Origin of the sequence: Streptomyces sp. NPDC005483 (assembly GCF_040606035.1) — a bacterium.
Lineage (GTDB): Bacteria > Actinomycetota > Actinomycetes > Streptomycetales > Streptomycetaceae > Streptomyces.
This window is the reverse complement of record NZ_JBEXEA010000008.1, coordinates 344,330-367,028: the sequence shown is the minus strand read 5'-3', so window position 1 is coordinate 367,028 and position 22,699 is coordinate 344,330. Positions and strand designations below refer to the sequence as shown.

The window sequence follows — 22,699 nt, the reverse complement described above, 5'->3', positions numbered from 1 at the left end:
GGCTCACGCCAGACTGTCCCGCCAGGCCCGGTGCAGATCCGCGAACCGGCCCGTACCCGCCACGAGTTCGGCCGGTGTGCCGTCCTCGACGATCCTGCCGTGCTCCATGACCAGTACCCGGTCGGCGATCTCCACGGTCGACAGCCGGTGCGCGATCACCACGGCCGTACGGCCCTTCAGGACCGTCGCCATCGCGCGCTGCACGGCCCGCTCACCCGGGACGTCGAGCGAACTGGTCGCCTCGTCCAGGATCAGCACCGCCGGATCGGCGAGCAACGCCCGTGCGAACGCCACGAGTTGGCGCTGACCCGCCGAGATACGGCCGCCCCGCTTGCGTACGTCCGTGTCGTACCCGTCGGGCAGCACGCTGATGAAGTCGTGCGCCCCGATCGCCTTCGCGGCCTGCTCGATCTCCTCGCGGGTGGCGTCCGGGCGGCCGATCGCGATGTTCTCGGCGACCGTGCCGGAGAACAGGAACGCCTCCTGCGTCACCATGACCACCCCGCGCCGCAGTTCGGGCGTCGTGAGCTCGCGCAGGTCGACGCCGTCCAGGAGGACGCGGCCGTGCGAGGGGTCGTAGAAACGGGCGAGCAGCTTGGCCAGGGTCGACTTTCCGGCGCCGGTCGAGCCGACCACCGCGACGGTCTGCCCGGCGGGCAGGGTGAGGTCGAAACGGGGGAGCACCTCGCCGCCGGTGCGGTAGCCGAACGAGACACCCTCGAAGACGACCTCACGGCCAGGGCGGTCCGAGAACTCGAGCGCCGGGAGCCGCCGGGGAACCGACGGCTCCGGCACGGTCGGGGTCTGGGCGAGCAGGCCCGCGATCTTCTCCAGGGAGGCCGCCGCCGACTGGTAGGAGTTCAGGAACATCCCGAGCCGGTCGATCGGGTCGTACAGCCGCCGCAGATACAGCACCGCGGCGGCCAGCACACCCAGCTCCAGGGAGTCCTGCGCCACCCGGTAGGCGCCCCACAGCACGATCCCCGCGACGGCCGTGTTGGCGACCAGCCGAGAGGTGACGACATAGCGGGCCATCTCCAGGAGCGCGTCCCCGTTGACCCGCTCGTGCCGCTTGTTCAGTACGGCGAAGTCGGCGTCGTTGGCGGCCTCGCGGCGGAACGCGCGCACCGGCCGGATGCCGTTCATCGTCTCCACGAATTTCACGATCACGGCGGCGATCGCGGTCGACCGCTTCCGGTACACCTGCCCCGCGCGCCGCCGGTAGCCCCGCACCAGCAGGTACAGCGGCACGAACGACGCCACCGCGACCGCGCCGAGCCCGAGGTCCAGCCAGAGCAGCAGGGCGGAGATGTAGAGGAAGGACAGGATGACGGTGACGAGTTCCTGAAGCCCCTCGCTGAGCAGTTCGCGCAGCGATTCCACGTCCGTCGTCGAGCGGGAGATCAGCCGGCCCGAGGTGTAGCGCTCGTGGAAGTCGACGCTCAGCGCCTGCGCGTGGCGGAAGATCCGGCCGCGCAGGTCGAGCAGGACGTCCTGGTTGACGCGCGCGGAGGCCAGGATGAAGGCGTACTGGAGCCCGCCGGAGGCCAGCGCGCACAGCAGGTAGCCGGCGCCGACCGCGATCAGCGGGCCGTTGTCGTGGTCCCGGAACGCGGGCACCGCCCGGTCGATGGCGTACGCCACCAGCAGCGGACCCGCCTGCACGGCCGCCTGCTGGAGCAGCAGCAGAAGGGTCGTCAGGGTGACCCGTGCCTTCATGGGGGCGAGCAGGGAGCGCAGCAGGAGGCCGGTGGCGCCCGGGGGAGCGGGCAGGCGGTCCTGGTCGAAGGCCGCGTCGGTCTCCTTCGGCCTGGGGAGCTCGGGCTCTTCGTCCGACGCGGGCGCGGACGTCGTGGGGGCCGTCATCGGGCGTCCTCCCCTTCCTGAGGCTTTCCGGACCCGGACATCAGGTGTGCGTACTCGGCGTTGGTGCGCAGGAGTTCGTGGTGGGTGCCCACGGCCGTGATGCGGCCGCCCGACAGCAGGGCGACCCGGTCGGCGAGCTGCACGGTGGAGGGGCGGTGGGCGACGATGAGGGCGGTGGTGTCCGCCAGCACGTCCCGCAGCGCGGCTTCGACGGCGGCCTCGGTGTGGACGTCCAGGGCGGACAGCGGGTCGTCCAGGACGAGGAACCTGGGCTTGCCCACGACGGCCCGGGCGAGGGCCACGCGTTGGCGCTGGCCGCCGGAGAGGCTCAGGCCCTGTTCACCGACCTGGGTCGCGGTGCCCTGGGGGAGGGCGTGCACGAAGTCGGCCTGGGCCACGGCGAGGGCGCGGTCCAGTTCCCGCTCGTCCGCGCCCATCAGCACGTTGTCGCCGACGCTGGTGGAGAAGAGGGTGGGGTCCTCGAAGGCCACGGCGACGAGTGAGCGCAGCGTCTCCCTGGGCATGGCGGTGATGTCCTCGCCGTCCAGGGTGATGTGGCCGGAAGTGATCTCGTGGAGACGGGGGACGAGGGCGGTGAGGGTCGTCTTGCCGCTTCCGGTCGAGCCCACCAGGGCCATGGACTCGCCCGGGCGGATGTGGAGGTCGATCAGGTCGAGGATGGGCGGGGAGTCCTCGGGGGCGTCGGGGTAGCGGAACCGGACCTTGTGGAAGCGGAGGCCGTCGTGGTCGGCTGCGGGCCGGCGGGGACGGGTCGAGCAGGTCTCGTCCTCCGGTACTTCGTCCATCGCTTCGAAATAGCGCTCTGTCGCTGTCGCCGCTTCTTGACTCATCGCCAGCAAGAAGCCGATCGAGTCCACCGGCCAGCGCAGCGCCAGAGCTGTGGAGAGAAACGCCACCAGCGTTCCCGCCGACAGATCCCCGTCCGCCACCTGCATGCAGCCCAGCACCAGCGCCGCCCCGATCGCCACCTCCGGCAACGTCACGATGACGCCCCAGATCGTGGCCAGGAGGCCCGCCTTGCGCAGTTCCGTGCCGCGCAGGGTGCCCGACAGTTCCCGGAACGCCCGCGCCTGTGACCGGTGCCGGCCGAATCCCTTGATGATGCGGATGCCGAGGACGCTCTCCTCGACGACCGTGGTGAGGTCGCCGACCTGGTCCTGGGCGAGGCGGGCCACGCTCGCGTAGCGCTTCTCGAAGATCACGCAGGTGACCATCACCGGGATGGCCGGCCCGAGGATCACCAGGCCCAGGGTCCAGTCCTGGAGCAGCATGATGATCACGCCGACGACGATGGTGACGGCGTTGACCAGCAGGAACGTCAGCGGGAAGGCGAGAAACATGCGCAGCAGCATGAGGTCCGTGGTCGCCCGGGACAGCAGTTGGCCGGACGCCCAGCGGTCGTGGAAGGCCACCGGGAGGCGCTGGAGGTGCCGGTACAGGCCCGCCCGCATCTCCGCCTCCACGTGGGAGAGCGGTCTCGCCACCAGCCACCGCCGCAGCCCGAACAGCAGCGCCTCCGCGAACCCGAGCAGCAGCAGGTACAGCGCCCCGAGCCACACGCCCGCCGTGTCTCCGTCGGCGACCGGGCCGTCCACCATCCACTTCAGGACGAGCGGGATCACCAGCCCCGTACAGGAGGCGAGGATCGCCACGAGCGCGGCCGTCGACAGCCGCGCACGGGCCGGCCGGACATACGGCCACAGGCGCAGCAGGGTCCTTACGGCCGATCGGTCCTTGGTGGTTGCACGTGTGAGGGACATCAGTTGCGAGCCTACGGATCGGCACTGACAACGCCCACCGAGTTTTGGCCGGACCGGAATCGGCCGATGGACCTACGACCTGCGTGTTCGAGGGGTCGTACGGCCGCATCCACCGATCGGTTGATGCCGGGTCGAGCGCGACGGGCGATGTGGCGGCGCGGCCCTGCGCGGGACGCTGACGCCATGTCCGTCATCGAAGTCAGCGAACTGCGCAAGTCCTACGGCGGCCGGGCCGTCGTCGACGGTGTCTCCTTCGCCGTCGAGGAGGGCGAGATCTTCGGAGTCCTCGGTCCGAACGGCGCCGGCAAGACCACCACCGTCGAGTGCGTGGAGGGCCTGAGGCTCCCCGACGCGGGCCGGGTCAGGGTCACCGGCCTCGACCCCGTCGCCGACCACGCGCGGGTGTCCCGCGTCCTCGGCGCCCAGTTGCAGGAGAGCGAACTCCAGGCCAAGCTCACCGTCCGCGAGGCCCTGGAGCTGTACACCACGTTCTACGACAGGCCGCTCGACTGGCGGCCGTTGGCCGAGCGGCTGGGGCTCACCCAGAAACTCACCACCCGGTTCGGCGAGCTGTCCGGCGGCCAGAAGCAGCGCCTGTTCATCGCGCTCGCCCTCGTCGGCAACCCCCGGGTCGTCGTCCTGGACGAGCTGACCACCGGCCTCGATCCGCGCGCCCGCCGCGACACCTGGGACCTCATCGACGACATCCGCGCGAACGGCGTCACCGTCCTGCTGGTCACCCACTTCATGGAGGAGGCGCAGCGGCTCTGCGACCGGATCGCCGTGATCGACAAGGGACGGATCGCGGCCCTGGACACCCCGGCCGGACTCATCAAGCGCTCCGCGGGCGCCACCGTCATCAGCTTCACCCCGTCCGCCCCGCTCGACGCCCACGAGCTCAACACCCTGCCCGCGCTCGCCTCGATCGAGGACCGGGACGGCCGTCTCACCCTGTCCGGCACCGACGAGACCGTGAACGCCGTGATCACCCTGCTCGCCCGGCGGCATGTCACCGCCCACCAGCTCCGCGTCGTGGACGCCACCCTCGACGACGCGTTCCTCGACCTGACCCAGGAGGCCACGGCATGAACACCGCCGTACTGCGGACCGAGGTCCGCCTCTTCCGCCGCGAACCGGGCGCCCTCTTCTGGATCCTGCTGTTCCCGACCCTGCTCCTGGTCATCCTCGGCTCGATCCCGTCCTTCCGGCACCACGACGCCGACCTCGGCGGCCTGAGGACCATCGACGTCTACGTCCCCGTGGCGGTGCTCCTCGGTCTGATCGTCGGCGGCCTGCAGTCCATGCCGCAGACCCTCACCGGCTACCGCGAACGCGGCATCCTGCGCCGCATGTCCACCACCCCGGTCCGGCCGACCGCCCTGCTCACCGCCCAGATGACCGTCTACGGCGGTGCCGCCCTGGCGTCCGCGCTGCTCGCCCTCCTCGTAGGCCGGCTCGCCTTCGCCGTACGACTGCCCGAGCAGCCCCTCGGATACCTGCTCGCGCTCGTCCTCGCCGTGCTCGTCGCCCTCGCGCTCGGCGCGGTGGTCTCCGCGCTGTCCCGGACCACGAAGATCGCCGGGGCCATCGGGTCGGCCGTGTTCTTCCCGGCGATGTTCTGCGCGGGCGTGTGGGCACCGGTGCAGACCATGCCGGACGTGCTCGCCCGGATCGTCGGGTACACGCCGTTCGGCGCGGCCGCCGAGGCCCTGAACCGGGCCGCCGCCGGCGACTGGCCGGGCTGGACCCACCTCGGCGTGCTCGTCGCCTGGACGGTGCTGCTCACGGCCGCCGCGTCGCGCTGGTTCCGCTGGGAGTAGGGGGCAGACCCGTGCGAACCGCCGTGCAGACTGAGGACATGACCGTGGTGGACACACAGATCGAGCGGCGCCTGGAACAGCTGCACATCTGGGGGCCGTACGCGCTGCTCGGCGTCAGCGCCGTCCTCGCGGTCGTCGCCTCGGCGGACCTGATGGACAGCCCCGCCGAGTGGTACACCGCCGGGGCCCTGGTCGCCGCCGCGATCGTGCTCCAGGTGTGGTGGCACGGCACCCGGCACCGCCGCGCCGACCGCGGCCGCAGCCCCTCCCGGGCCGGGACGGCGTACTACGCCGTCCGCTGGGCGATCGCCTTCGTCCTCACCTGGATCAACCCGTTCTTCGCGTTCTACGCCGCCACCGGCTACATGGACGCCGACGAGCTGATCCCCGGCATGTGGCGGCGGCTCGGACTGTTCGCGAGCGCGGTCATCGTGGCGGGCGCGCAGGTCGGTGGACTGCCGGTGACCAGCACCGCCCAGTGGCTCGGGTTCGCCGGGCTCCTGGTCGTCAACTTCGGCCTCCAGGCGTTCGTCGCCCACATCACCGAGCAGGAGGAACAGCGCTCCCGCGAACGGGCCTCGACCATCGAGGCGTTGCAGCAGGCGCTCGACGAGAACGCCGCCCTTCACGCCCAACTCCTCGTCCAGGCACGGGAGGCGGGCGTCGCCGACGAGCGCAGGCGGCTCGCCGCCGAGATCCACGACACCCTCGCCCAGGGCCTGACCGGGATCATCGCCCAGCTCCAGGTCGTCGTGAACACGCCCGACGAGCAGCAGGCCCGTGAGCACGTCCACCGGGCCATGGACCTCGCCCGCCACAGCCTCGGCGAGGCCCGCCGCTCGGTGCACAACCTCGCGCCCGTCGCCCTGGAGCACGACGGGCTGCCCCAGGCGCTGAAGAACACCGTCGCCGACTGGGGCGAACGGACCGGGATCCGCGCCGAGTTCACCGTCACCGGAGCCACCGAACAGCTTCACGACGAGGTCTCGGCCACCCTCCTGCGCATCGCCCAGGAAGCCCTCTCCAACGCCTTCCGGCACGCCGGGGCGGCCCGCCTCGGCGTCACCCTGACCTTCCTCGGCGACGAGGTCATCCTCGACATCCGCGACGACGGCGTCGGCTTCGACCCCCTCGCCCTCCCGCCCCGCACCCGCGCCGGGGGCTTCGGTCTCGACGGCATGCGGGCCCGCGCCGAACGCATCGCGGGCTCCCTCACCGTCGAGTCCGAACCGGGCCACGGCACCGCGCTGTCGGCTCGCGTACCGTTGGTCCGCCATGACCGGTGACATCTCGGTGCTGATCGTCGACGACCATCCCGTCGTACGGGACGGTCTGCGCGGCATGTTCGAGTCCGCGCCCGGCTTCGCCGTCCTCGGGGAGGCGTCCAACGGCGTCGAGGCCGTCGAGCGGGCCGCCGCCCTCGACCCGGACGTGATCCTCATGGATCTGCGGATGCCGGGCGGCGGCGGGGTGGACGCCATCCGCGAGCTGACCCGCGCCGGGGCCCGCGCGAAGGTCCTCGTCCTGACGACGTACGACACGGACTCCGACACCCTGCCCGCCATCGAGGCGGGAGCGACCGGCTACCTCCTCAAGGACGCCCCGCGCGACGAGCTGTTCACGGCCGTGCGGGCCGCGGCGGCGGGCCGCACGGTCCTCTCCCCGGCCGTCGCCTCCCGCCTGGTCTCCGCGGTCCGTGCCCCCGGCGCCCCCGGCAACGAACCGCTCTCCGCCCGGGAGCGCGAGGTGCTGGCCCTGGTCGCCAAGGGCACGTCCAACCGCGAGATCGCCCGCGAACTGTTCATCAGCGAGGCGACCGTGAAGACCCATCTCACCCACCTGTACGCCAAGTTGGGCGTCAAGGACCGCGCGGCGGCGGTCGCCACGGCGTACCAGCGGGGGATCCTCGGCTAGGGCCCGCAGGCCTGCCTCAGCCGACCTTCAGCAGCAGAACGGCCCGCGCCGGAACCGTGATCGACGCCCCCGCCCGGTGAACCACTCCCGGCGCCTCCCCCTGTTCCTCCCTCGACGTGTCGACGACCACCTCGTACCGCTCCGCCCACGGCGGCCCCGGCAGCAGGAAGCTCGCCGGCCGGTCCCCGGCGTGCAGGACGGCGAGGAAGCTGTCGTCGACGATCGGCGCGCCGCGCTCGTCCCGGCCGGGGATGTCCCGTCCCGACAGATACATGCCGAGACTGGCGGCGGGCGCGTACCAGTCCCGTTCCGTCATCTCCGTGCCGCGCGCGGTGAACCAGGCCAGGTCGCGCAGGCCGTCCGCGGAGTGCGCGCGGCCGGAGAAGAAGGCGCGGCGGCGCAGGACCGGGTGACGATGGCGCAGTTCGATGAGCCGGGAGGTCAGGTCGCGCAGGGCCTTCCAGCCGGGGTCCTCAAGCAGCCCCCAGTCCACCCAGCTGATCTCGTTGTCCTGGCAGTACGCGTTGTTGTTGCCGCGCTGGGTGCGGCCCAGTTCGTCGCCCGCGACCAGCATCGGCACGCCCGTCGACAGCAGCAGCGTGGTGAGCAGGTTCCTCAGCTGCCGCCGCCTGAGCGCCCGTACCCGCTCGTCGTCCGTCTCGCCTTCCGTCCCGCAGTTCCACGCCCGGTTGTCGTCCGTGCCGTCCCGGTTGCCCTCGCCGTTCGCCTCGTTGTGCTTCCTCTCGTACGACACCAGGTCCCGCAGGGTGAAACCGTCGTGCGCGGTGATGAAGTTGACCGAGGCGTACGGCCGCCGCCCGCCCCACGCGTACAGGTCGCTGGAACCGGAGAGGCGGTAGCCGAGATCCCGTACGTCCGGGAGCGCGCCCCGCCAGAAGTCCCGTACGGCGTTGCGGTAGCGGTCGTTCCACTCGGTCCACAGCGGGGGGAAGGCACCCACCTGGTAGCCCCCGGAGCCCACGTCCCACGGCTCGGCGATCAGTTTCACGCGCCTGAGCACCGGGTCCTGGGCGATGACCGCGAGGAACGGGGACAGCATGTCGACGTCGTGCATCGAGCGGGCCAGCGCGGCGGCCAGGTCGAAGCGGAAACCGTCCACACCCATCTCCGTCACCCAGTAGCGCAGGGAGTCGGTGATGAGCCGCAGGACATGCGGCTGGACCACGTGCAGGGTGTTGCCGCAGCCGGTGTAGTCCGCGTAGCGCCGGGCGTCGGACTGCAACCGGTAGTACCCGCGGTTGTCGATGCCCTTGAGCGACAGCGTGGGGCCCAGCTCGCCCGCCTCCGCGGTGTGGTTGTAGACCACGTCGAGGATGACCTCGATCCCGGCGGCGTGCAGCGCGCGCACCATGCGCTTGAACTCGCCGACCTGCTGGCCCGTCGTACCGGAGGCGGCGTAACCCGCGTGGGGCGCGAAGTAGCCGATGGAGTTGTATCCCCAGTAGTTCTTGAGACCGCGCCGCAGCAGATGGTCCTCGTGGGCGAACTGGTGGACGGGGAGCAGCTCCACGGCCGTGACACCCAGCTGGACGAGGTGCTCGATCGCGGCCGGGTGCGCCAACCCGGCGTACGTCCCGCGCAGTTCCTCCGGGATGCCGGGGTGCAGCGCGGTGAACCCCCGCACATGGACCTCGTAGATCACCGAGTCCGCCCACGGCGTCTTCGGCCTGCGGTCCTCCGCCCAGTCGTCGTCATCGTGGACGACCACGCCCTTGGGGACGTACGGCGCCGAGTCGCGGTCGTCCCGCACGGTGTCCGCGACCTGCTGCTGGGGCCAGTCGCGGACATGGCCGTACACCTCGGGCGGCAGGCTGAAGTCGCCGTCCACCGCGCGAGCGTACGGGTCGAGGAGCAGCTTCGCCGGGTTCCAGCGGCCGCCGGTCCACGGGTCCCAGCGGCCGTGCACCCGGAAGCCGTAGCGCTGGCCGGGCATGACACCGGGTACGAAGCCGTGCCAGATCTCGTGCGTGAGCTCGGTGAGCCGGGCCCGGGTCTCCTTGCCGGCCGCGTCGAACAGACACAGCTCGACGGCCTCGGCGCCGCCCGCCCACAGCGCGAAGTTGGTCCCCGCGACCCCGTCCGGTCCGACCCGGAACCGGGCGCCCAGCGGTGTCGGCGCACCGGGCCACACCGGCACGGCCGGCATCCCCCGCTGCGCGCCGTTCACCAGCGCGGCGGGGCGCTCCTCGGCGGCTTCCGTCACCGCCTCCTGCTCGGCTGCGCTGGACACCGGTCGGCCTCCCACGGCTCGTGGAACGAGGTGGAAAAGAGCGCACGGCGTCCCAGCCGCGGCACCCCCTCACGTCGTTCTCCCCACTGTTCTGCCCACCGCTTGCCTCGCACTCACGGGTTCGTTCCGCCGGGTTGGGCCGGGCCCGCGCCCCTGAGGAAGCGATATGCCCTCGTCGCCGTGGATCCAAAGGTCACGTTTCCCCCTGGTGGGGCGCGTCGTTTAGCTCCTCGTGAGGCATGGACATGGGCGCGCTCGGCGCGTGGGGGCCGCTTTGGCCGCCGTACTGACATGGGCAGGACTGCTGGCCGGAGCCGCCGGCTGCACGGCGGACGGGGGTGGCGGGATCGGCGGCGTCGGCGGGTTCGGGAAACCTCCGGCACCCGAGGACGTCATCCGGGTCGCCCCCGACGACGGCACCAAGGGCGTGCCGCCCGAGGAGAGACTGCGGGTCCGGGTGCCCAGCGGGCGCCTGGAGTCGGTCACCGTCGTCAAGTCCCAGGACGCGCAGGAGTTCCCGGTGCCCGGGCACATCTCCGACGACGGCCTGCGCTGGGAACCCGACGAGGCACGGCTGGCACTGGCCGCCAAGTACACCGTCGACGCGGTCGCGCTCGACGCCAGAGGCCGCCGCTCGGCCCGGCACACCACCTTCACCACCCTTGTCCCCGACGAGCGCTTCATCGGGTACGTCACCCCGGAGAACCGCTCCACCGTCGGCACCGGGATGATCGTCTCCCTGGAGTTCAACCGGGAGATCGAGAACCGCGCCGCCGTCGAACGCGCCGTACACGTCACCTCGAAGCCGCCCGTCGAGATCCGCCCGCACTGGTTCGGCGGCGGGCGCCTCGACTTCCGCCCCGAGCACTACTGGACGCCGGGCACCCGCGTGACGGTCGCTCTCCGACTCCGCGACGTGGAGGGGGCGTCCGGGGTCTACGGCCTCCAGTACAGGACCTTCTCCTTCACCGTCGGCCGCAGCCAGGTCTCCCTCGTCGACGCGGCCCAACACACCATGCAGGTCAGACGGGACGGCGAACTGCTGGCCACCGTGCCGATCACCGCCGGCGCACCCAGGACGACCACGTACAACGGCAAGATGGTCGTCACCGAGATGCTGGAAGTGACCCGCATGAACAGCCGCACGGTCGGTTTCGGCGGCGAGTACGACATCCCGGACGTCCCGCACGCCCTGCGGCTGACCGACTCCGGCACCTTCCTGCATGGCAACTACTGGGCGCCGACCGCCCCCGGGAGGGTCAATGTCAGCCACGGCTGTGTGGGCCTCAGGGACGTGAAGGGCGGCGGTTCGGACACGCCCGCGGGCTGGTTCTTCGACCGCAGCCTCGTCGGGGACGTCGTCGAGGTCGTCCACAGCAATGACAAAAAGGTCGCTCCCGACAATGGCCTCGGGGGATGGAACATGGGCTGGAAGGAGTGGAAGGCGGGCAGCGCGGTGAAGTAATCCGTCAGGGGTGGTGGCAAGGGGGGCGGTGACCGGGGGCGGCTTGGCGCAACGTTCCGTTGAAGTTGGGACGGAATGGTGACCTTGGGCTCACACGATGCTCAAAAGTCTGCGGTTAATATTCGCCGACGCGTGCGGAGAAGGCGCGGGGGAGCGGGCCTGACCTGGCCCTTCGAGGGGAGACACACTTGAACGTGCGACCGATATCGGGGGCGTCGGTTGACGCGCGGGGGCGCGGCGGCAAAGGGCTGCTGGCGCTGATACTCGGCGTTCTGCTGCTGGCCGTCACCGCCTGCGGCGGGGGGAATTCCGGTTCCGGTGACGCCAAGGCGGAGAAGGGCGACTCGTCCGCCACCGAGACCAAGCAGTCCGAGGCGGTCGTCGCCATCACCCCCAAGGACGGCGCGAAGTCCGTCGACACCAGTGGCGCCCTCAAGGTCGGCGCCACCAAGGGCAAGTTGACCGAGGTCCAGGTCAAGGACGCCAAGGGCACCGCGATAGCCGGGAAGATAGCCGCGGACGGCGCCTCCTGGACGCCGTCCACCCACCTCGCCTCCGGCACCAGGTACTCGGTGCACGCGGTCGCCAAGGACTCCGAGGGCCGTACGGCGGCCGAGGACTCCAGCTTCACGACCCTGACCCCGAAGAACACCTTCATCGGAACCTTCACGCCCGAGGACGGCTCGACGGTCGGCGTCGGAATGCCGTTCTCCATCCGCTTCACCCGGGGCATCACGAGCCCCGAGGACGTCGAGAAGGCCATCACCATCAAGACCTCGCCGGCCGTCGACGTCGAGGGTCACTGGTTCGGCAACGACCGCCTGGACTTCCGTCCCGAGCAGTACTGGAAGGAAGGCACCAAGGTCACCGTCGACCTCGACCTGAACGGGGTCGAGGGCCGCGACGGCGTCTACGGCAAGCAGGACAAGACCGTCTCCTTCACCGTCGGCCGCAACCAGGTCTCCGTCGTGGACGCCAAGAAGCACACGATGAAGATCACCCAGGACGGCAAGACCGTCAGGACCCTCAAGGTCACCACCGGCAAGCCCGGCTACGACACCTGGAACGGCCAGATGGTCATCAGCGAGAAGCTCGCCGTGACCCGGATGAACGGCGAAACGGTCGGCTACGGCGGCGAGTACGACATCAAGGACGTCCCGCACGCCTCCCGCCTCACCGACTCCGGCACCTTCCTCCACGGCAACTACTGGGGCGGCGACGCCTTCGGCAACTACAACGCCAGCCACGGCTGCGTGGGCCTGCGTGACGTCAAGGGCGGTTACGACAGCGGGGTCCCGGCCGCCTGGTTCTTCAACCACTCGATGATCGGTGACGTGGTCGTGGTCAAGAACTCCGACGACGCGACGGTCGCACCGGACAACGGCCTCAACGGCTGGAACATGTCGTGGGAGAAGTGGAAGGCGTAGGTCATACGACGTTCGGGCGGCCCCGGTGCTGTGACAAACGGCACCGGGGCCGTCGTCGTTAGTCGCCGTTAACCTGCTGGCATGACCGTGAATCTCGAAGTCGCCGAAGGTGTCGGCACCATCCGTCTCGACCGCCCGCCCATGAACGCGCTGGACGTGGCCACCCAGGACCGGCTGAAGGAGCTCGCCGAGGAGGCGACCCGGCGCGAGGACGTGCGTGCCGTGATCCTGTACGGCGGGGAGAAGGTGTTCGCGGCCGGCGCGGACATCAAGGAGATGCAGAACATGGACCACACCGCGATGGTCCTGCGCGCCCGCGCCCTCCAGGACTCGTTCACGGCGGTGGCCCGCATCCCCAAGCCGGTCGTCGCGGCCGTCACCGGCTACGCACTGGGCGGCGGCTGCGAGCTCGCGCTGTGCGCGGACTTCCGGATCGCCGCGGAGAACGCCAAGCTGGGGCAGCCGGAGATCCTGCTCGGCCTGATCCCCGGCGCGGGCGGCACCCAGCGGCTGGCCCGGCTGGTCGGCCCCTCCAAGGCGAAGGACCTGATCTTCACGGGCCGTATGGTCAAGGCCGACGAGGCGCTGACGCTCGGCCTCGTGGACCGGGTCGTGCCCGCCGGCGAGGTGTACACCGAGGCACACGCCTGGGCCGCGAAGCTCGCGCAGGGACCGGCGATCGCGCTGCGCGCCGCGAAGGAGTCGATCGACACGGGGCTGGAGACCGACATCGAGACGGGCCTCGCGGTGGAACGGAACTGGTTCGCGGGTCTGTTCGCCACGGAGGACCGCGAGCGGGGCATGAAGAGCTTCGTCGAGGAGGGCCCCGGCAAGGCGAAATTCCTCTGAACCCCTTGCAATTGACGCGATGTCTGATCCAGGTCCCTCGATGGGGCGGTTTATGGGAGCCTTAACGCAACCTTAAGTCTGCCTTGTCGAGGGAGTCCGTCGATTGCCTCCCAGTGAGCCTCCGCCGCAGGTCGGAAAGGCTCTTGACGGCACCGAAGTGCCTGTGGCATATGCCGATCGACCCCATCGGAGCGACGCGTTCCGGGGGGCGTATTCGTCAGGAACGGCCCCGGCGGGCGCTTTGGGCGGCCATGATGGGGGCATGGCGGGGCTGGAGGGTTTCGAACAGCCGCGGGGAGACGGCCGTGTCACGGCGGCGCGCTGGTCTCCGGCGGTCGAGGACGAGCACGCACTGAAGGCGCTCGAACTGTTCGGAAATCCCACGGAGGCCGAGGTTCCGTTGCCGTCCCGGCCGGAGTCCGCGGCTGCCGCGCGGCGCTTGACCCAGGTGATCGTTCTGCGTCACTGGGGGCTCACCCCGAAGACGGCGGAGGACGCCGTCCTGCTCGTCTCCGAGCTCGTCGGCAACGCGGTCCGGCACACGGGCGCGCGGGTCTTCGGCCTCCGGATGCGGCGTCGGCGGGGGTGGATCCGGATAGAGGTCCGTGACCCCTCGCGCGGACTGCCCTGTCTGATGCCGGTGCAGGAGATGGACCTCAGCGGACGCGGGCTGTTCCTCGTGGACAAGCTGTCGGACCGCTGGGGCGTCGACCTGCTGCCCCGGGGCAAGACGACGTGGTTCGAGATGCGGGTGACGGACAGGTAGCCGGTGGGCCGATCGCCGGTGGGTCGATCAGCACCAATCTCCGACACACCCCCTTAAATGGGGCGGGTGACCGCTACCGATCGTCGGGCAGTGCTCCTCGCTACCGCTGGGCTGGCGTTGGCCACGGGATGTGCGACCAGGAAGGCCGTCGCTCATCCCGCCCATTCCTCCAGCGGCGCCCCCGCCCTGCGCGCCCTGCCCACGCTGCCTGCCCAGCTCACCCACGGCCCCCGCGACCGCCCCCGGGTCGCCCTCACCTTCCACGGCGGCGGCGATCCCACCACCGCCCGCGCCCTGCTCACCGAGGCCGAGAAGCACGGGGCGCGCGTCACCGTGCTCGCCGTGGGCACCTGGCTGGACGCGCACCCCGACATCGCCCGGCGCGTCCTCGACGGCGGGCACGACCTCGGCAACCACACCCTGAACCACCTCGGCATCAACGCGATGTCCGAGGCCGACGCCAGAGCGGAGATCGCCGGCTGCGCCGAACGGATCCGGCGCCTCACCGGTTCGGTCGGGACCTGGTTCCGCCCCTCCCGTACACCCACCGCCTCACCCCTCGTCACGCGGCTGGCCCAGGAGGCCGGCTACCCCCACGTCCTCTCCTACGACGTCGACTCCCTCGACTTCTCCTCGCCCGGTGCCGCCGCCGTCGCCCGCAAGGTACTCGCCGAGATCCGCGAAGGGTCCGTGGTGAGCCTGCACTTCGGGTACGACGACACGGTCGCCGCCCTCCCCGTCGTACTGGAAGAACTCGACCGGCGCGGCCTGGCCGCGGTGACCACCACGGAGCTGTTCAGCTGATGCCTCCCACTCCCCTGAAGCGCAACCTCGTGAAGAGCACCCTGATCGCGGGCGCCGCGTTCGTCGCCCTCGCCGCCTGCGGCACCGGCGCCAAGGACGGGGCGGACGAGGCCCGCCGCACCAAGGCCGCCGTCCCCGCCCCGGTGAAACCGGTACGCAAGCCGGTCCACGGGCTGCCCGGGATGCCGCCCGTCCTCGACCCGCGGGACGTCTACGCGGCGGACCGGCCGAACAAGCTGTCACCGGTGGTCAAGGACTTCCCCTCGCGGATCTACGTGCCCAACACGGAGTCCGACACCGTCTCCGTCATCGACCCGAAGACGTACGAGGTCCTCGAGACGATCCGGGTCGGACGGCAGCCCCAGCACGTCGTGCCCTCCTGGGACATGAAGACCCTCTGGGTCAACAACGACCGCGGGAACACCCTGACGCCGATCGACCCGAGGACCGGGAAGGCGGGCAAGCCCGTCGAGGTGCACGACCCGTACAACCTCTACTTCACGCCGAACGGCAGGTACGCCGTCGTGATGGCCTCCCTCGACCGTGAACTCGTCTTCCGCGACCCGCACACCATGGAGCGGGTCAAGACCGTGCCGGTCAGCTGCTACGGCGTCAACCACGCCGACTTCTCCCTGGACGGGAGGTACTTCATCGTGTCCTGCGAGTTCAGTGGTGAGCTGCTGAAGGTCGACACCGAGAAGATGAAGGTGATCGGGCAGCAGAAGCTCCCCCACGACGGGGCCATGCCGCAGGACATCAAGGTCTCGCCGGACGGGAAGCGGTTCTACGTCGCGGACATGATGGCCGACGGGGTGTGGGTCCTGGACGGCGACACCTTCGGCAAGCCGACCCTGCTGCCCACCGGCAAGGGCGCCCACGGCCTCTACATCAGCCGCGACTCCCGCGAGATGTACGTCTCCAACCGGGGCGAAGGGACCATCTCCGTCTTCGACTTCACCGAGAACAGGCTCACCAAGAAGTGGCGCCTGCCCGGCGGCGGCAGCCCCGACATGGGCGGCGTCTCCGCCGACGGCAAGATCTTGTGGCTGTCCGGCCGCTACAACGCCGAGGTCTACGCCGTCGACACCCGCACCGGCGCCCAGCTCGCCCGCGTCAAGGTCGGCAGCGGACCGCACGGGCTCGCGGTGTACCCCCAGCCGGGGCGGTACTCACTCGGCCACACCGGCATCTTTCGCTGAGCCGCAGGACACCCGCGGGGCCGGGGCGAGCAGCAGCGCCTCCGCGCCCACCGGACGGTAACCGGCCGCCTGGAACGCCCGCAGGCTACGGGCGTTCCCCGGGGAGACCTGGGCCCACAGCGGCTCCGTGACCAGATGCCTCGCCGCGGTCACGAGCGCACGCCCCAGACCCCGGTGCCGTACGTCCTCGTCCACCTCGACCGAGACCTCGAGCCGGCCGCCGATGCCGCGTCCCGTCACCAGCACCCCGCCCTCCGTGGTCCAGGCGCGAATGTTGTCGCGGCGCCTGCGGGCGTACGAGATACGGGGGTGATCCGCGTCCTCGATCTCCCTCAGCGCGAGCGGCGGTCCGCCAGGCAGGGGGTCGGCGACCAGCATCGCGTCGATGGTCTCGGACCTGCGTCCGGTCCGGTCCAGGAAGGCGGTCAGGAACCGCGGGTTCAGCGTCGCGGCCAGCGCGTCGCAGTCCAGGGCGCGCAGGGTGGCGTGCACCCACGCGGGGTCCTCGTCGGTGAAGACGACCGAGTGCGCCGTGAAGGACAGCACGCCCGCGTCCCGGTGGCACGCCTGCGGTACGACCGTCGTGCCGCCGTCCGCCGGTGGGAAGACACCGCGGGCCGCCGCGTCGAGAATGTCCCGCAAGGTCTCCGTCACCGCGCTCCTTGAGTCTCCACCCACTGGAAGGCCCACACTCACACACATGATCGACGACGGCACCGGACTGTTCACCATCGGCGAGCTGGCCCGGGCCACCGGACTGACCGTGCGGACCATCCGCTACTGGTCCGACGCGGGCGTCCTGCACCCGGTGACGCGGTCGTCCGGCGGCTACCGGCTCTACGACGCCGAGTCCGTCGCCCACCTGGAGCTGATCCGCACGCTGCGGGAACTGGGGCTCTGCCTGGCGGACGTACGGAAGGTGGTCAGCGGCGAGAAGGACGTCGCGTCCGTCGCGGCCGCGCATGTGACGGCCTTGGACGCACAGATCCGGTCGCTGCGGGTGACGCGTGCGGTGCTGTCGACCGTTGCGAGGCGCGGGTCCACCGCGGAGGAGATGACCCTGATGAACAAACTGGCACGACTGTCCGCCGCCGAACGCAGGCGGATCATGGAGGAGTTCGTGGAGGAGATGTTCCACGGGCTCGACCTCGCCGACCCGGACATCCGGGACCGTATGCGTACCAGCGCCCTGAGCCTGCCGGACGACCCGACTCCCGAGCAGGTCGACGCCTGGGTGGAACTGGCCGATCTGGTGCAGGACCCGGAGTTCCGGGCGCTGATGCGCAGGGCGGCCGAGGGCAACACCGCCGACCGGACGTCCGGCACCGCCGCCGGAGCCGCCATGCAGTTCTTCGAACGGCTCTTCCGGCTGGTGGGGCGAGCGCGCGAGGAGGGGATCGCTCCCGAGGCGCCGGAGGCCGAGCGAGTGCTGCGCGAGCTGCTCGGCGGCGCCGACCGGACCGCCGTCCTCGACCGTATGAAGGTGACCCACCATGCCGGTGTGGTCCGCTACCGGGAACTGATGGGAACCCTGAAGGGCATCTCCGTTCCGGCCTACGAGGAGGACTTCGCGTGGGTGGTCGCTGCTCTGGAGGTCAGGTCAGGCGGCTAATCTGACCTGCGGCAGCAAGCCGGCGAGATACGAAGCACGAGAAAAGGGGCGGACCGGTGGCGAACATCGACATCGAGGAAGCACGCAAGCAGTTCGAGCGGATCGATGCGGACGGGGACGGCTTCATCACCGCCGCCGAGTTCAAGTCCGCCCTGGCCCAGGGCGGCGACTGGAACGTGACCGAGTCGGTCGCCGAGGCGATCATCAAGAGCCGCGACCTGAACGGCGACAAGCTCCTGTCGTTCGACGAGTTCTGGGCCTTCCTGAACAAGTAGGGCCGACGGTGAAGGGGGCGCCCCGAGGGGCGCCCCCTTCGTCATGCCCTGCCCCGGATCCGTACCGTCCAGCGGCCGTCGTGGCGCTCCAGGACCAACGGCAGATCGAAGCACTTGCCGACCTGGTCAGCGGTCAGGACGACAGCCGCCGGACCCTGTGCGAGCACGCGGCCCTCACGCAGCAGCATGGCGTGGGTGGTCCCCGGCGGCAGCTCCTCCAGATGGTGGGTGACCAGGACCGTCGCCAGTGCCGGATGTGCCCGGCGCAGGGCGTCCAGCGCGTCGATCAGCCGCTCCCGGCCCGGCAGGTCGAGGCCGGTCGCCGGTTCGTCGAGCAGCAGGAGCCGCGGTTCCGGCATCAGCGCGCGGGCGATGAGCGTACGGCCGCGCTGCCCCTGCGAGAGCGTCGGCCAGCGGGCGTCGCTGAGATCGGCGAGGCCGAGGGTGCCGATGAGCCGGTCGGCCCGATCCCGCTGCCCTTGCGTCGGCCGCCAACGGGGAACCGGGGCGACGGAGTTGGTCAGCCCGGTGAGGACGACGTCCCGGACCCGCAGGGGCGCCGTGAGTGGATGGCGCGGGTCGACATGGCCGACGTGGGCGCGCAGTTCCCGCAGATCGACCCGGCCGAGCCGGCGACCCAGCACCTCGACCGTGCCGCGGGTCGGGTGGACCAGGGCCCCGCACAGGCTGAGCAGGGTGGACTTGCCCGCTCCGTTGGCGCCCAGCAGTGCCCAGTGTTCGCCCGCCCGGACGGTCAGGGAGACCTCCTGGAGGATCGGCCTCCCGTCCCGGACGAGGTGCACGTCCTCGGCGCGCAGGACCTCCCTCACCGCAGCGCCCGGTTCATCGCGGACAGCACGGCCCGCACACCGGCCGCCGGCCCCACGCCCGCACCCCAGGCCGTACGGCCGTCGACGCGGCACTCGGCGTAGGCCGCGGAGCCGTCCTCGGCGAAGTCGACGACCTCGACGGCGTACCCGGCACCGGCGAGCGCGTCCACGAAGGCCGAGAGCGGACCGCTGCCCGTGCCCTCGTGGTCGCCGACGCGGTCGTCGCACTCCAGCGTGCCGACGAAGCGGTGGACACCGGGCGCCTCCTCGTACGCCGTCCCGTCGTGCAGCCGGACCTCGCCCTCCGTGAGATAGCGGGCCCGGAACAGCTCGTACAGCTCCTTCGGGCTCATCTCCCGGCCGCTCGTGTCGGTGGCCTCCTGGACGGTCCGGGAGAAGTCGGGGCGCATGCGGGGCGGCAGGTCGATGCCGTGGTGCGTGCGCAGCAGATACGCCGCCCCGCCCTTGCCCGACTGGGAGTTGACGCGGATGACCGCCTCGTACGTCCGCCCGATGTCGGCGGGGTCGATCGGCAGGTACGGGACCTGCCAGGGCTCGTCCGGGTGTTTTTCCCGGTGGGCGAGCCCCTTGCTGATGGCGTCCTGGTGGGTGCCGGAGAAGGCGGTGTGGACGAGGTCGCCGGCGTAGGGGTGACGGGGGTGCACCGGCAGCCGGTTGCACTGCTCGACCGTGTCCCGGACCGCGTCGATGTCGCCGAAGTCGACCATGGGGTCCACCCCTTGGGCGTACAAGTTCATCGCGAGGGTCACCAGGTCGACGTTGCCGGTGCGTTCGCCGTTGCCGAACAGACAGCCTTCGACACGCTGGGCGCCGGCCAGCACGGCGAGTTCGGCGCAGGCGACGCCGGTGCCGCGGTCGTTGTGCGGGTGGACGGAGAGGATCACCGAGTCGCGGCGGGCCAGGTGGCGGTGGGCGTACTCGACCTGGTCGGCGTAGACGTTCGGGGTGGCGATCTCGACGGTCGCGGGCAGGTTGTGCGTGACCGGGCGGTCCGGGCTCGCGTCCCACAGTTTCGTCAGCCCGTCGCACAGCTCCAGGACGAAGTCGGGCTCGGTGAGGTTGAAGGTCTCGGGGGAGAACTGGAAACGGACGGCTGAGTCCTTGAGCGGGTCGGCCCGCCGCGCCATGTGCTCGGCCGCCTCCCGCACGGTCCGCCACACCTGTTTCCGGTCCCGGCCGAGGACCACGTCCCGCCATACCGGCGAGGTGGCGATGTACAGGTGGACGACGGCACGCGGCAGGCCGGCGATCGCGTCGAAGGTCCGGTCGATCAGGTCGGTGCGGGCCGGGGTGAAGACGACGGGAGTGACGTCGTCGGGGACGGCACCACCGGTCACCAGCTGCCGTACGAAGTCGAAGTCGGTGCGGCTCGCGGAGGGATAGCCCACCTCGATCTCCTTGAAACCGGTGCGCACCAGCAGGTCGAAGAAGCGGCTCTTGCGGGCGGTGTCCATCGGCTCGGCGAGGGCCTGGTTGCCGTCGCGCAGGTCGACGGGGGCCCAGAGAGGGGCGCGGTCGAGGCGGGCGGAGGGCCAGGCGCGGTCGGTTGCGGGGACGTGGACGCGGTCCTGGAAGGGGCGGTAGCGGTGGAACGGCATGGGGCTGGGCCGCTGGGGGTTCCAGACGGTGGTCACGGTGATCCTTCGGCTCGGTCGACGGGGACCGGCAGCACGGCGTCCCGCGGCGGGGTGCCGGTCGCGTCAGGCCCCGCCGCGGCAGCCGAGAAGAAGGAGACCGCGGAAGATCACGGGAGGTAGGCTAGTCACTCCTCAGCTCCTCAGACAAGTGAGAATCGACTGAGTGTCCTTTTGTCCTCGCACGAGTGGGTGACCGCAGATGCCGCTGGGCCCCGTCCGCCCCAGTCCCCTGGTCGAACAGGCCGCCGAGCGCCTGCGCGAGCAGATCGCCACCGGGCACTGGCCCGTCGGCACCAGACTGCCCGGTGAGACCACGCTCGCGAAGGAGTTGGGCGTCGGCCGCTCCACGGTCCGTGAGGCGCTGCGGGCGCTGGCCGGGGCGGGGCTGGTGCGGCCGCGACAGGGGGCGGGGGTCTTCGTCATTGCGAAGGAGGCGGTGCAGGACTGGCCCACGCGTCTGCGCCGGGCCGCGGTCACGGACGTCTACGAGGTCCGCATGGCGGTGGAGGTCCACGCGGCCCGCCTCGCCGCGCGCCGCCGTACCCCCGAGGACGTGGCGGCGATGGAACTCGCGCTGGAGGGCCGGCGGGCCGCTTCCGCCTCCTCCGACGCGGCCTTCGTCGACGCGGACATCACCTTCCACGCGACGGTGGTCGCGGCGGCGCACAACCCCGTACTCGCCGACCTGTTCAGGGAGTTCACGCCCGTCCTGCGCGAGGGCCTGATCGAACTGCTGGCCCTGACCGGCCTGCGCGACGACGACCCCGGCACGGGGGACGCGGCCCACGCGGCACTGGTGCGGGCGGTGGCGGACGGGGACGCGGAGGGGGCGGCGGAGATTCTGCGGGCGGAGCTGGAGGACCCGTTCCGCGGCTGACCGCCGAGGCGCGTCTTCGGCCCGCGGGTCACACGATGTCGAGCGGCCGGTGCGGTCCGGCCGGTGGGGCGATCCCGACCGTGTCGCCGGGGTGTACCGCCCCTCCCGCCACGACGACGCCCATGATCCCGGACCTGAAGCGGACGTCCCCGTCGGGACCCCGCCCGATCACTTCTTTCAGCAGCCCCTTGCGGAAGCCGTCGATCTGCGCACAGGGATTCCGCAGGCCGGTCACCTCGACGACGGCCTCGTCGCCCAGGTGCAGCAGGGTTCCCACCGACAGCCCCAGCAGATCGACGCCGCGAGTCGTCACGTTCTCCCCGAGCTCCCCGGCCCCGACCTCGAACCCGGCCGCCCGGAGCTCCTCGAACAGCTCGGCGTGCATCAGGTGCACCTGCCGGAGGTTCGGCTGCGAGGGGTCCTTCTTCATCCGGAAACGGTGCTTGACCGTCGCCCCGCCATGGACATCCCCCTCCACCCCGAACCCGGCGACCAGGGTGATGCTCTCCCGGTTCGGCTTCGTGAAGGAGTACGTCCCGTTGCTGCTGACCGCAGTGATCTTCCCGCCCATGGGGCAAGCCTAATGAGCAGGGTCGCGGGTCACGCGTCGGCGGCCCATTCGCGCAGCGCCGTCTTGCTCGCGAAGTCGGCGACGTTCTTGTCCACGGGGTCGTCGGTGTACTGGTGGAAGCGCCACTTCGCCTTGATGCGGGGCTTGCCGGCGGTCACGTAGTCGGCGATCCAGAGGCCGTCGCCGGCGTACGACGTGGTGTCGACCGTCAGCCAGTAGTGCCTGTTGGTGTAGAGCACGACCCGGTTGTTCGGGCGCAGCTGCCTCACCTTGCGGATGAAGGAGTCCTTCTCCGCGTTGCTCGCGTGGGTGCCGTCGCCCGTGGTCTCCCAGTCGACCGCGAGGATGTCGCCGCCCTTCTCGGGAGCGTGTTTGACGAAGTACTCGGCCTGGGCGGTGAGGTTGCCGGGCCAGAGGAAGTGGTAGAACCCGACGACCAGCCCGGCGTCACGGGCGTGCTTGGTCTGCGCCGAGAGTTTCGGGTTGGTGTAGGAGCGGCCCTCCGTCGCCTTGATGAAGACGAAGGAGAGACCTGCGGTGCTGAACGTGGAGGACTGGTAGGCGCTGACATCGATGCCGCGGAGCATGTGGGGGCTCCCTGAAGGGTGGGTGGGGGGACGGGAGTTGATGATGCCCCAGATGCCCGCGCAGGAACCTCGGCGCCCTGTCGTCACCGGCCGGGGCTTCGCCTGCCGGTCCGGGGCGAAACCGCTCGCACGCGTCGCCGCCAGCGA

At 70.9% G+C, this 22,699-nt stretch carries 21 protein-coding genes; 13 read left to right on the top strand and 8 right to left on the bottom strand.

The window, feature by feature from the left end; all coding sequences use genetic code 11:
• Positions 1-3: 3 nt before the first annotated feature.
• Together ABZT06_RS18450 and ABZT06_RS18445 are read right to left on the bottom strand one after the other, a co-directional pair.
• Positions 4-1,866, bottom strand: a complete 1,863-nt coding sequence (locus ABZT06_RS18450) for an ABC transporter ATP-binding protein (protein WP_355741447.1) — start codon at positions 1,864-1,866, stop codon at positions 4-6.
• Entirely contained in the window at positions 1,863-3,647 is a 1,785-nt protein-coding gene (locus ABZT06_RS18445) for an ABC transporter ATP-binding protein (protein ID WP_355741445.1), read from the bottom strand. The genes ABZT06_RS18450 and ABZT06_RS18445 overlap by 4 nt, the downstream gene beginning before the upstream one ends.
• 183 nt (positions 3,648-3,830) lie before the next feature.
• On the opposite strand from ABZT06_RS18445, the gene ABZT06_RS18440 reads away from it, so the two are divergent.
• From ABZT06_RS18440 to ABZT06_RS18425, 4 genes are read left to right on the top strand one after another with little or no spacing between them, the layout of a single operon-like run.
• Positions 3,831-4,736: an ABC transporter ATP-binding protein gene (locus ABZT06_RS18440; protein WP_355741443.1), complete on the top strand. Its 906-nt coding sequence runs from the start codon at positions 3,831-3,833 to the stop codon at positions 4,734-4,736.
• Positions 4,733-5,467 (top strand): ABC transporter permease, encoded by a 735-nt coding sequence (locus ABZT06_RS18435; protein WP_355741440.1) that lies wholly within the window; start codon positions 4,733-4,735, stop codon positions 5,465-5,467. The genes ABZT06_RS18440 and ABZT06_RS18435 overlap by 4 nt, the downstream gene beginning before the upstream one ends.
• A gap of 38 nt (positions 5,468-5,505) precedes the next feature.
• Positions 5,506-6,753: a sensor histidine kinase gene (locus tag ABZT06_RS18430; protein ID WP_355741438.1), complete on the top strand. Its 1,248-nt coding sequence runs from the start codon at positions 5,506-5,508 to the stop codon at positions 6,751-6,753.
• The gene (locus tag ABZT06_RS18425) at positions 6,743-7,381 is read left to right on the top strand and encodes a response regulator transcription factor (RefSeq protein WP_355741436.1); all 639 of its coding nucleotides are present in this window, start codon (positions 6,743-6,745) and stop codon (positions 7,379-7,381) included. Before ABZT06_RS18430 ends, ABZT06_RS18425 begins: the two co-directional genes overlap by 11 nt.
• Before the next feature lie 16 nt (positions 7,382-7,397).
• Here ABZT06_RS18425 and glgX read toward each other — a convergent pair whose 3' ends face one another.
• Positions 7,398-9,632 (bottom strand): glycogen debranching protein GlgX, encoded by a 2,235-nt coding sequence (gene glgX, locus ABZT06_RS18420; RefSeq protein ID WP_355741434.1) that lies wholly within the window; start codon positions 9,630-9,632, stop codon positions 7,398-7,400.
• Between the two features lie 232 nt (positions 9,633-9,864).
• Between glgX and ABZT06_RS18415 the strand changes: the two genes are divergently transcribed.
• The 6 genes from ABZT06_RS18415 (at position 9,865) to ABZT06_RS18390 (ending at position 16,142) form a co-directional block, all read left to right on the top strand.
• Complete coding sequence (locus ABZT06_RS18415) at positions 9,865-11,097, top strand: Ig-like domain-containing protein (RefSeq protein ID WP_355741432.1); 1,233 nt, start codon at positions 9,865-9,867, stop codon at positions 11,095-11,097.
• A gap of 188 nt (positions 11,098-11,285) precedes the next feature.
• Positions 11,286-12,524 (top strand): Ig-like domain-containing protein, encoded by a 1,239-nt coding sequence (locus ABZT06_RS18410; protein ID WP_355741430.1) that lies wholly within the window; start codon positions 11,286-11,288, stop codon positions 12,522-12,524.
• Positions 12,525-12,605: 81 nt separating this feature from the next.
• Complete coding sequence (locus tag ABZT06_RS18405; RefSeq protein WP_355741428.1) at positions 12,606-13,373, top strand: enoyl-CoA hydratase-related protein; 768 nt, start codon at positions 12,606-12,608, stop codon at positions 13,371-13,373.
• A 262-nt stretch (positions 13,374-13,635) separates the two neighbouring features.
• A complete protein-coding gene (locus tag ABZT06_RS18400) occupies positions 13,636-14,139 on the top strand; it encodes an ATP-binding protein (protein ID WP_355741426.1) in 504 nt (167 codons plus the stop codon).
• 57 nt (positions 14,140-14,196) lie between these two features.
• The gene (locus ABZT06_RS18395) at positions 14,197-14,943 is read left to right on the top strand and encodes a polysaccharide deacetylase family protein (protein WP_355741424.1); all 747 of its coding nucleotides are present in this window, start codon (positions 14,197-14,199) and stop codon (positions 14,941-14,943) included.
• Positions 14,943-16,142: a hypothetical protein gene (locus ABZT06_RS18390; protein ID WP_355741422.1), complete on the top strand. Its 1,200-nt coding sequence runs from the start codon at positions 14,943-14,945 to the stop codon at positions 16,140-16,142. Before ABZT06_RS18395 ends, ABZT06_RS18390 begins: the two co-directional genes overlap by 1 nt.
• Here ABZT06_RS18390 and ABZT06_RS18385 read toward each other — a convergent pair.
• Positions 16,113-16,796: a GNAT family N-acetyltransferase gene (locus ABZT06_RS18385; RefSeq protein ID WP_355741420.1), complete on the bottom strand. Its 684-nt coding sequence runs from the start codon at positions 16,794-16,796 to the stop codon at positions 16,113-16,115. The two genes, ABZT06_RS18390 and ABZT06_RS18385, sit on opposite strands and share 30 nt — an antisense overlap.
• Before the next feature lie 46 nt (positions 16,797-16,842).
• On the opposite strand from ABZT06_RS18385, the gene ABZT06_RS18380 reads away from it, so the two are divergent.
• Both ABZT06_RS18380 and ABZT06_RS18375 read left to right on the top strand, forming a co-directional pair.
• Complete coding sequence (locus ABZT06_RS18380; RefSeq protein ID WP_355741418.1) at positions 16,843-17,754, top strand: MerR family transcriptional regulator; 912 nt, start codon at positions 16,843-16,845, stop codon at positions 17,752-17,754.
• 56 nt (positions 17,755-17,810) lie between these two features.
• Positions 17,811-18,029: an EF-hand domain-containing protein gene (locus ABZT06_RS18375; RefSeq protein WP_355741416.1), complete on the top strand. Its 219-nt coding sequence runs from the start codon at positions 17,811-17,813 to the stop codon at positions 18,027-18,029.
• 41 nt (positions 18,030-18,070) lie between these two features.
• Here ABZT06_RS18375 and ABZT06_RS18370 read toward each other — a convergent pair whose 3' ends face one another.
• Positions 18,071-18,859: an ATP-binding cassette domain-containing protein gene (locus ABZT06_RS18370; RefSeq protein WP_355741414.1), complete on the bottom strand. Its 789-nt coding sequence runs from the start codon at positions 18,857-18,859 to the stop codon at positions 18,071-18,073.
• A complete protein-coding gene (locus tag ABZT06_RS18365; protein WP_355741487.1) occupies positions 18,856-20,478 on the bottom strand; it encodes a 2-isopropylmalate synthase in 1,623 nt (540 codons plus the stop codon). Before ABZT06_RS18365 ends, ABZT06_RS18370 begins: the two co-directional genes overlap by 4 nt.
• 238 nt (positions 20,479-20,716) lie before the next feature.
• On the opposite strand from ABZT06_RS18365, the gene ABZT06_RS18360 reads away from it, so the two are divergent.
• Positions 20,717-21,394 carry an FCD domain-containing protein gene (locus tag ABZT06_RS18360; RefSeq protein ID WP_355741412.1) on the top strand — a complete coding sequence of 226 codons (678 nt, stop codon included), beginning with the start codon at positions 20,717-20,719 and terminating at the stop codon, positions 21,392-21,394.
• Between the two features lie 28 nt (positions 21,395-21,422).
• Here ABZT06_RS18360 and ABZT06_RS18355 read toward each other — a convergent pair whose 3' ends face one another.
• Both ABZT06_RS18355 and ABZT06_RS18350 read right to left on the bottom strand, forming a co-directional pair.
• Complete coding sequence (locus ABZT06_RS18355; protein WP_355741410.1) at positions 21,423-21,965, bottom strand: MOSC domain-containing protein; 543 nt, start codon at positions 21,963-21,965, stop codon at positions 21,423-21,425.
• A 29-nt stretch (positions 21,966-21,994) separates the two neighbouring features.
• Positions 21,995-22,552, bottom strand: a complete 558-nt coding sequence (locus ABZT06_RS18350) for a glycoside hydrolase family 25 protein (RefSeq protein WP_355741408.1) — start codon at positions 22,550-22,552, stop codon at positions 21,995-21,997.
• Positions 22,553-22,699 lie beyond the last annotated feature (147 nt).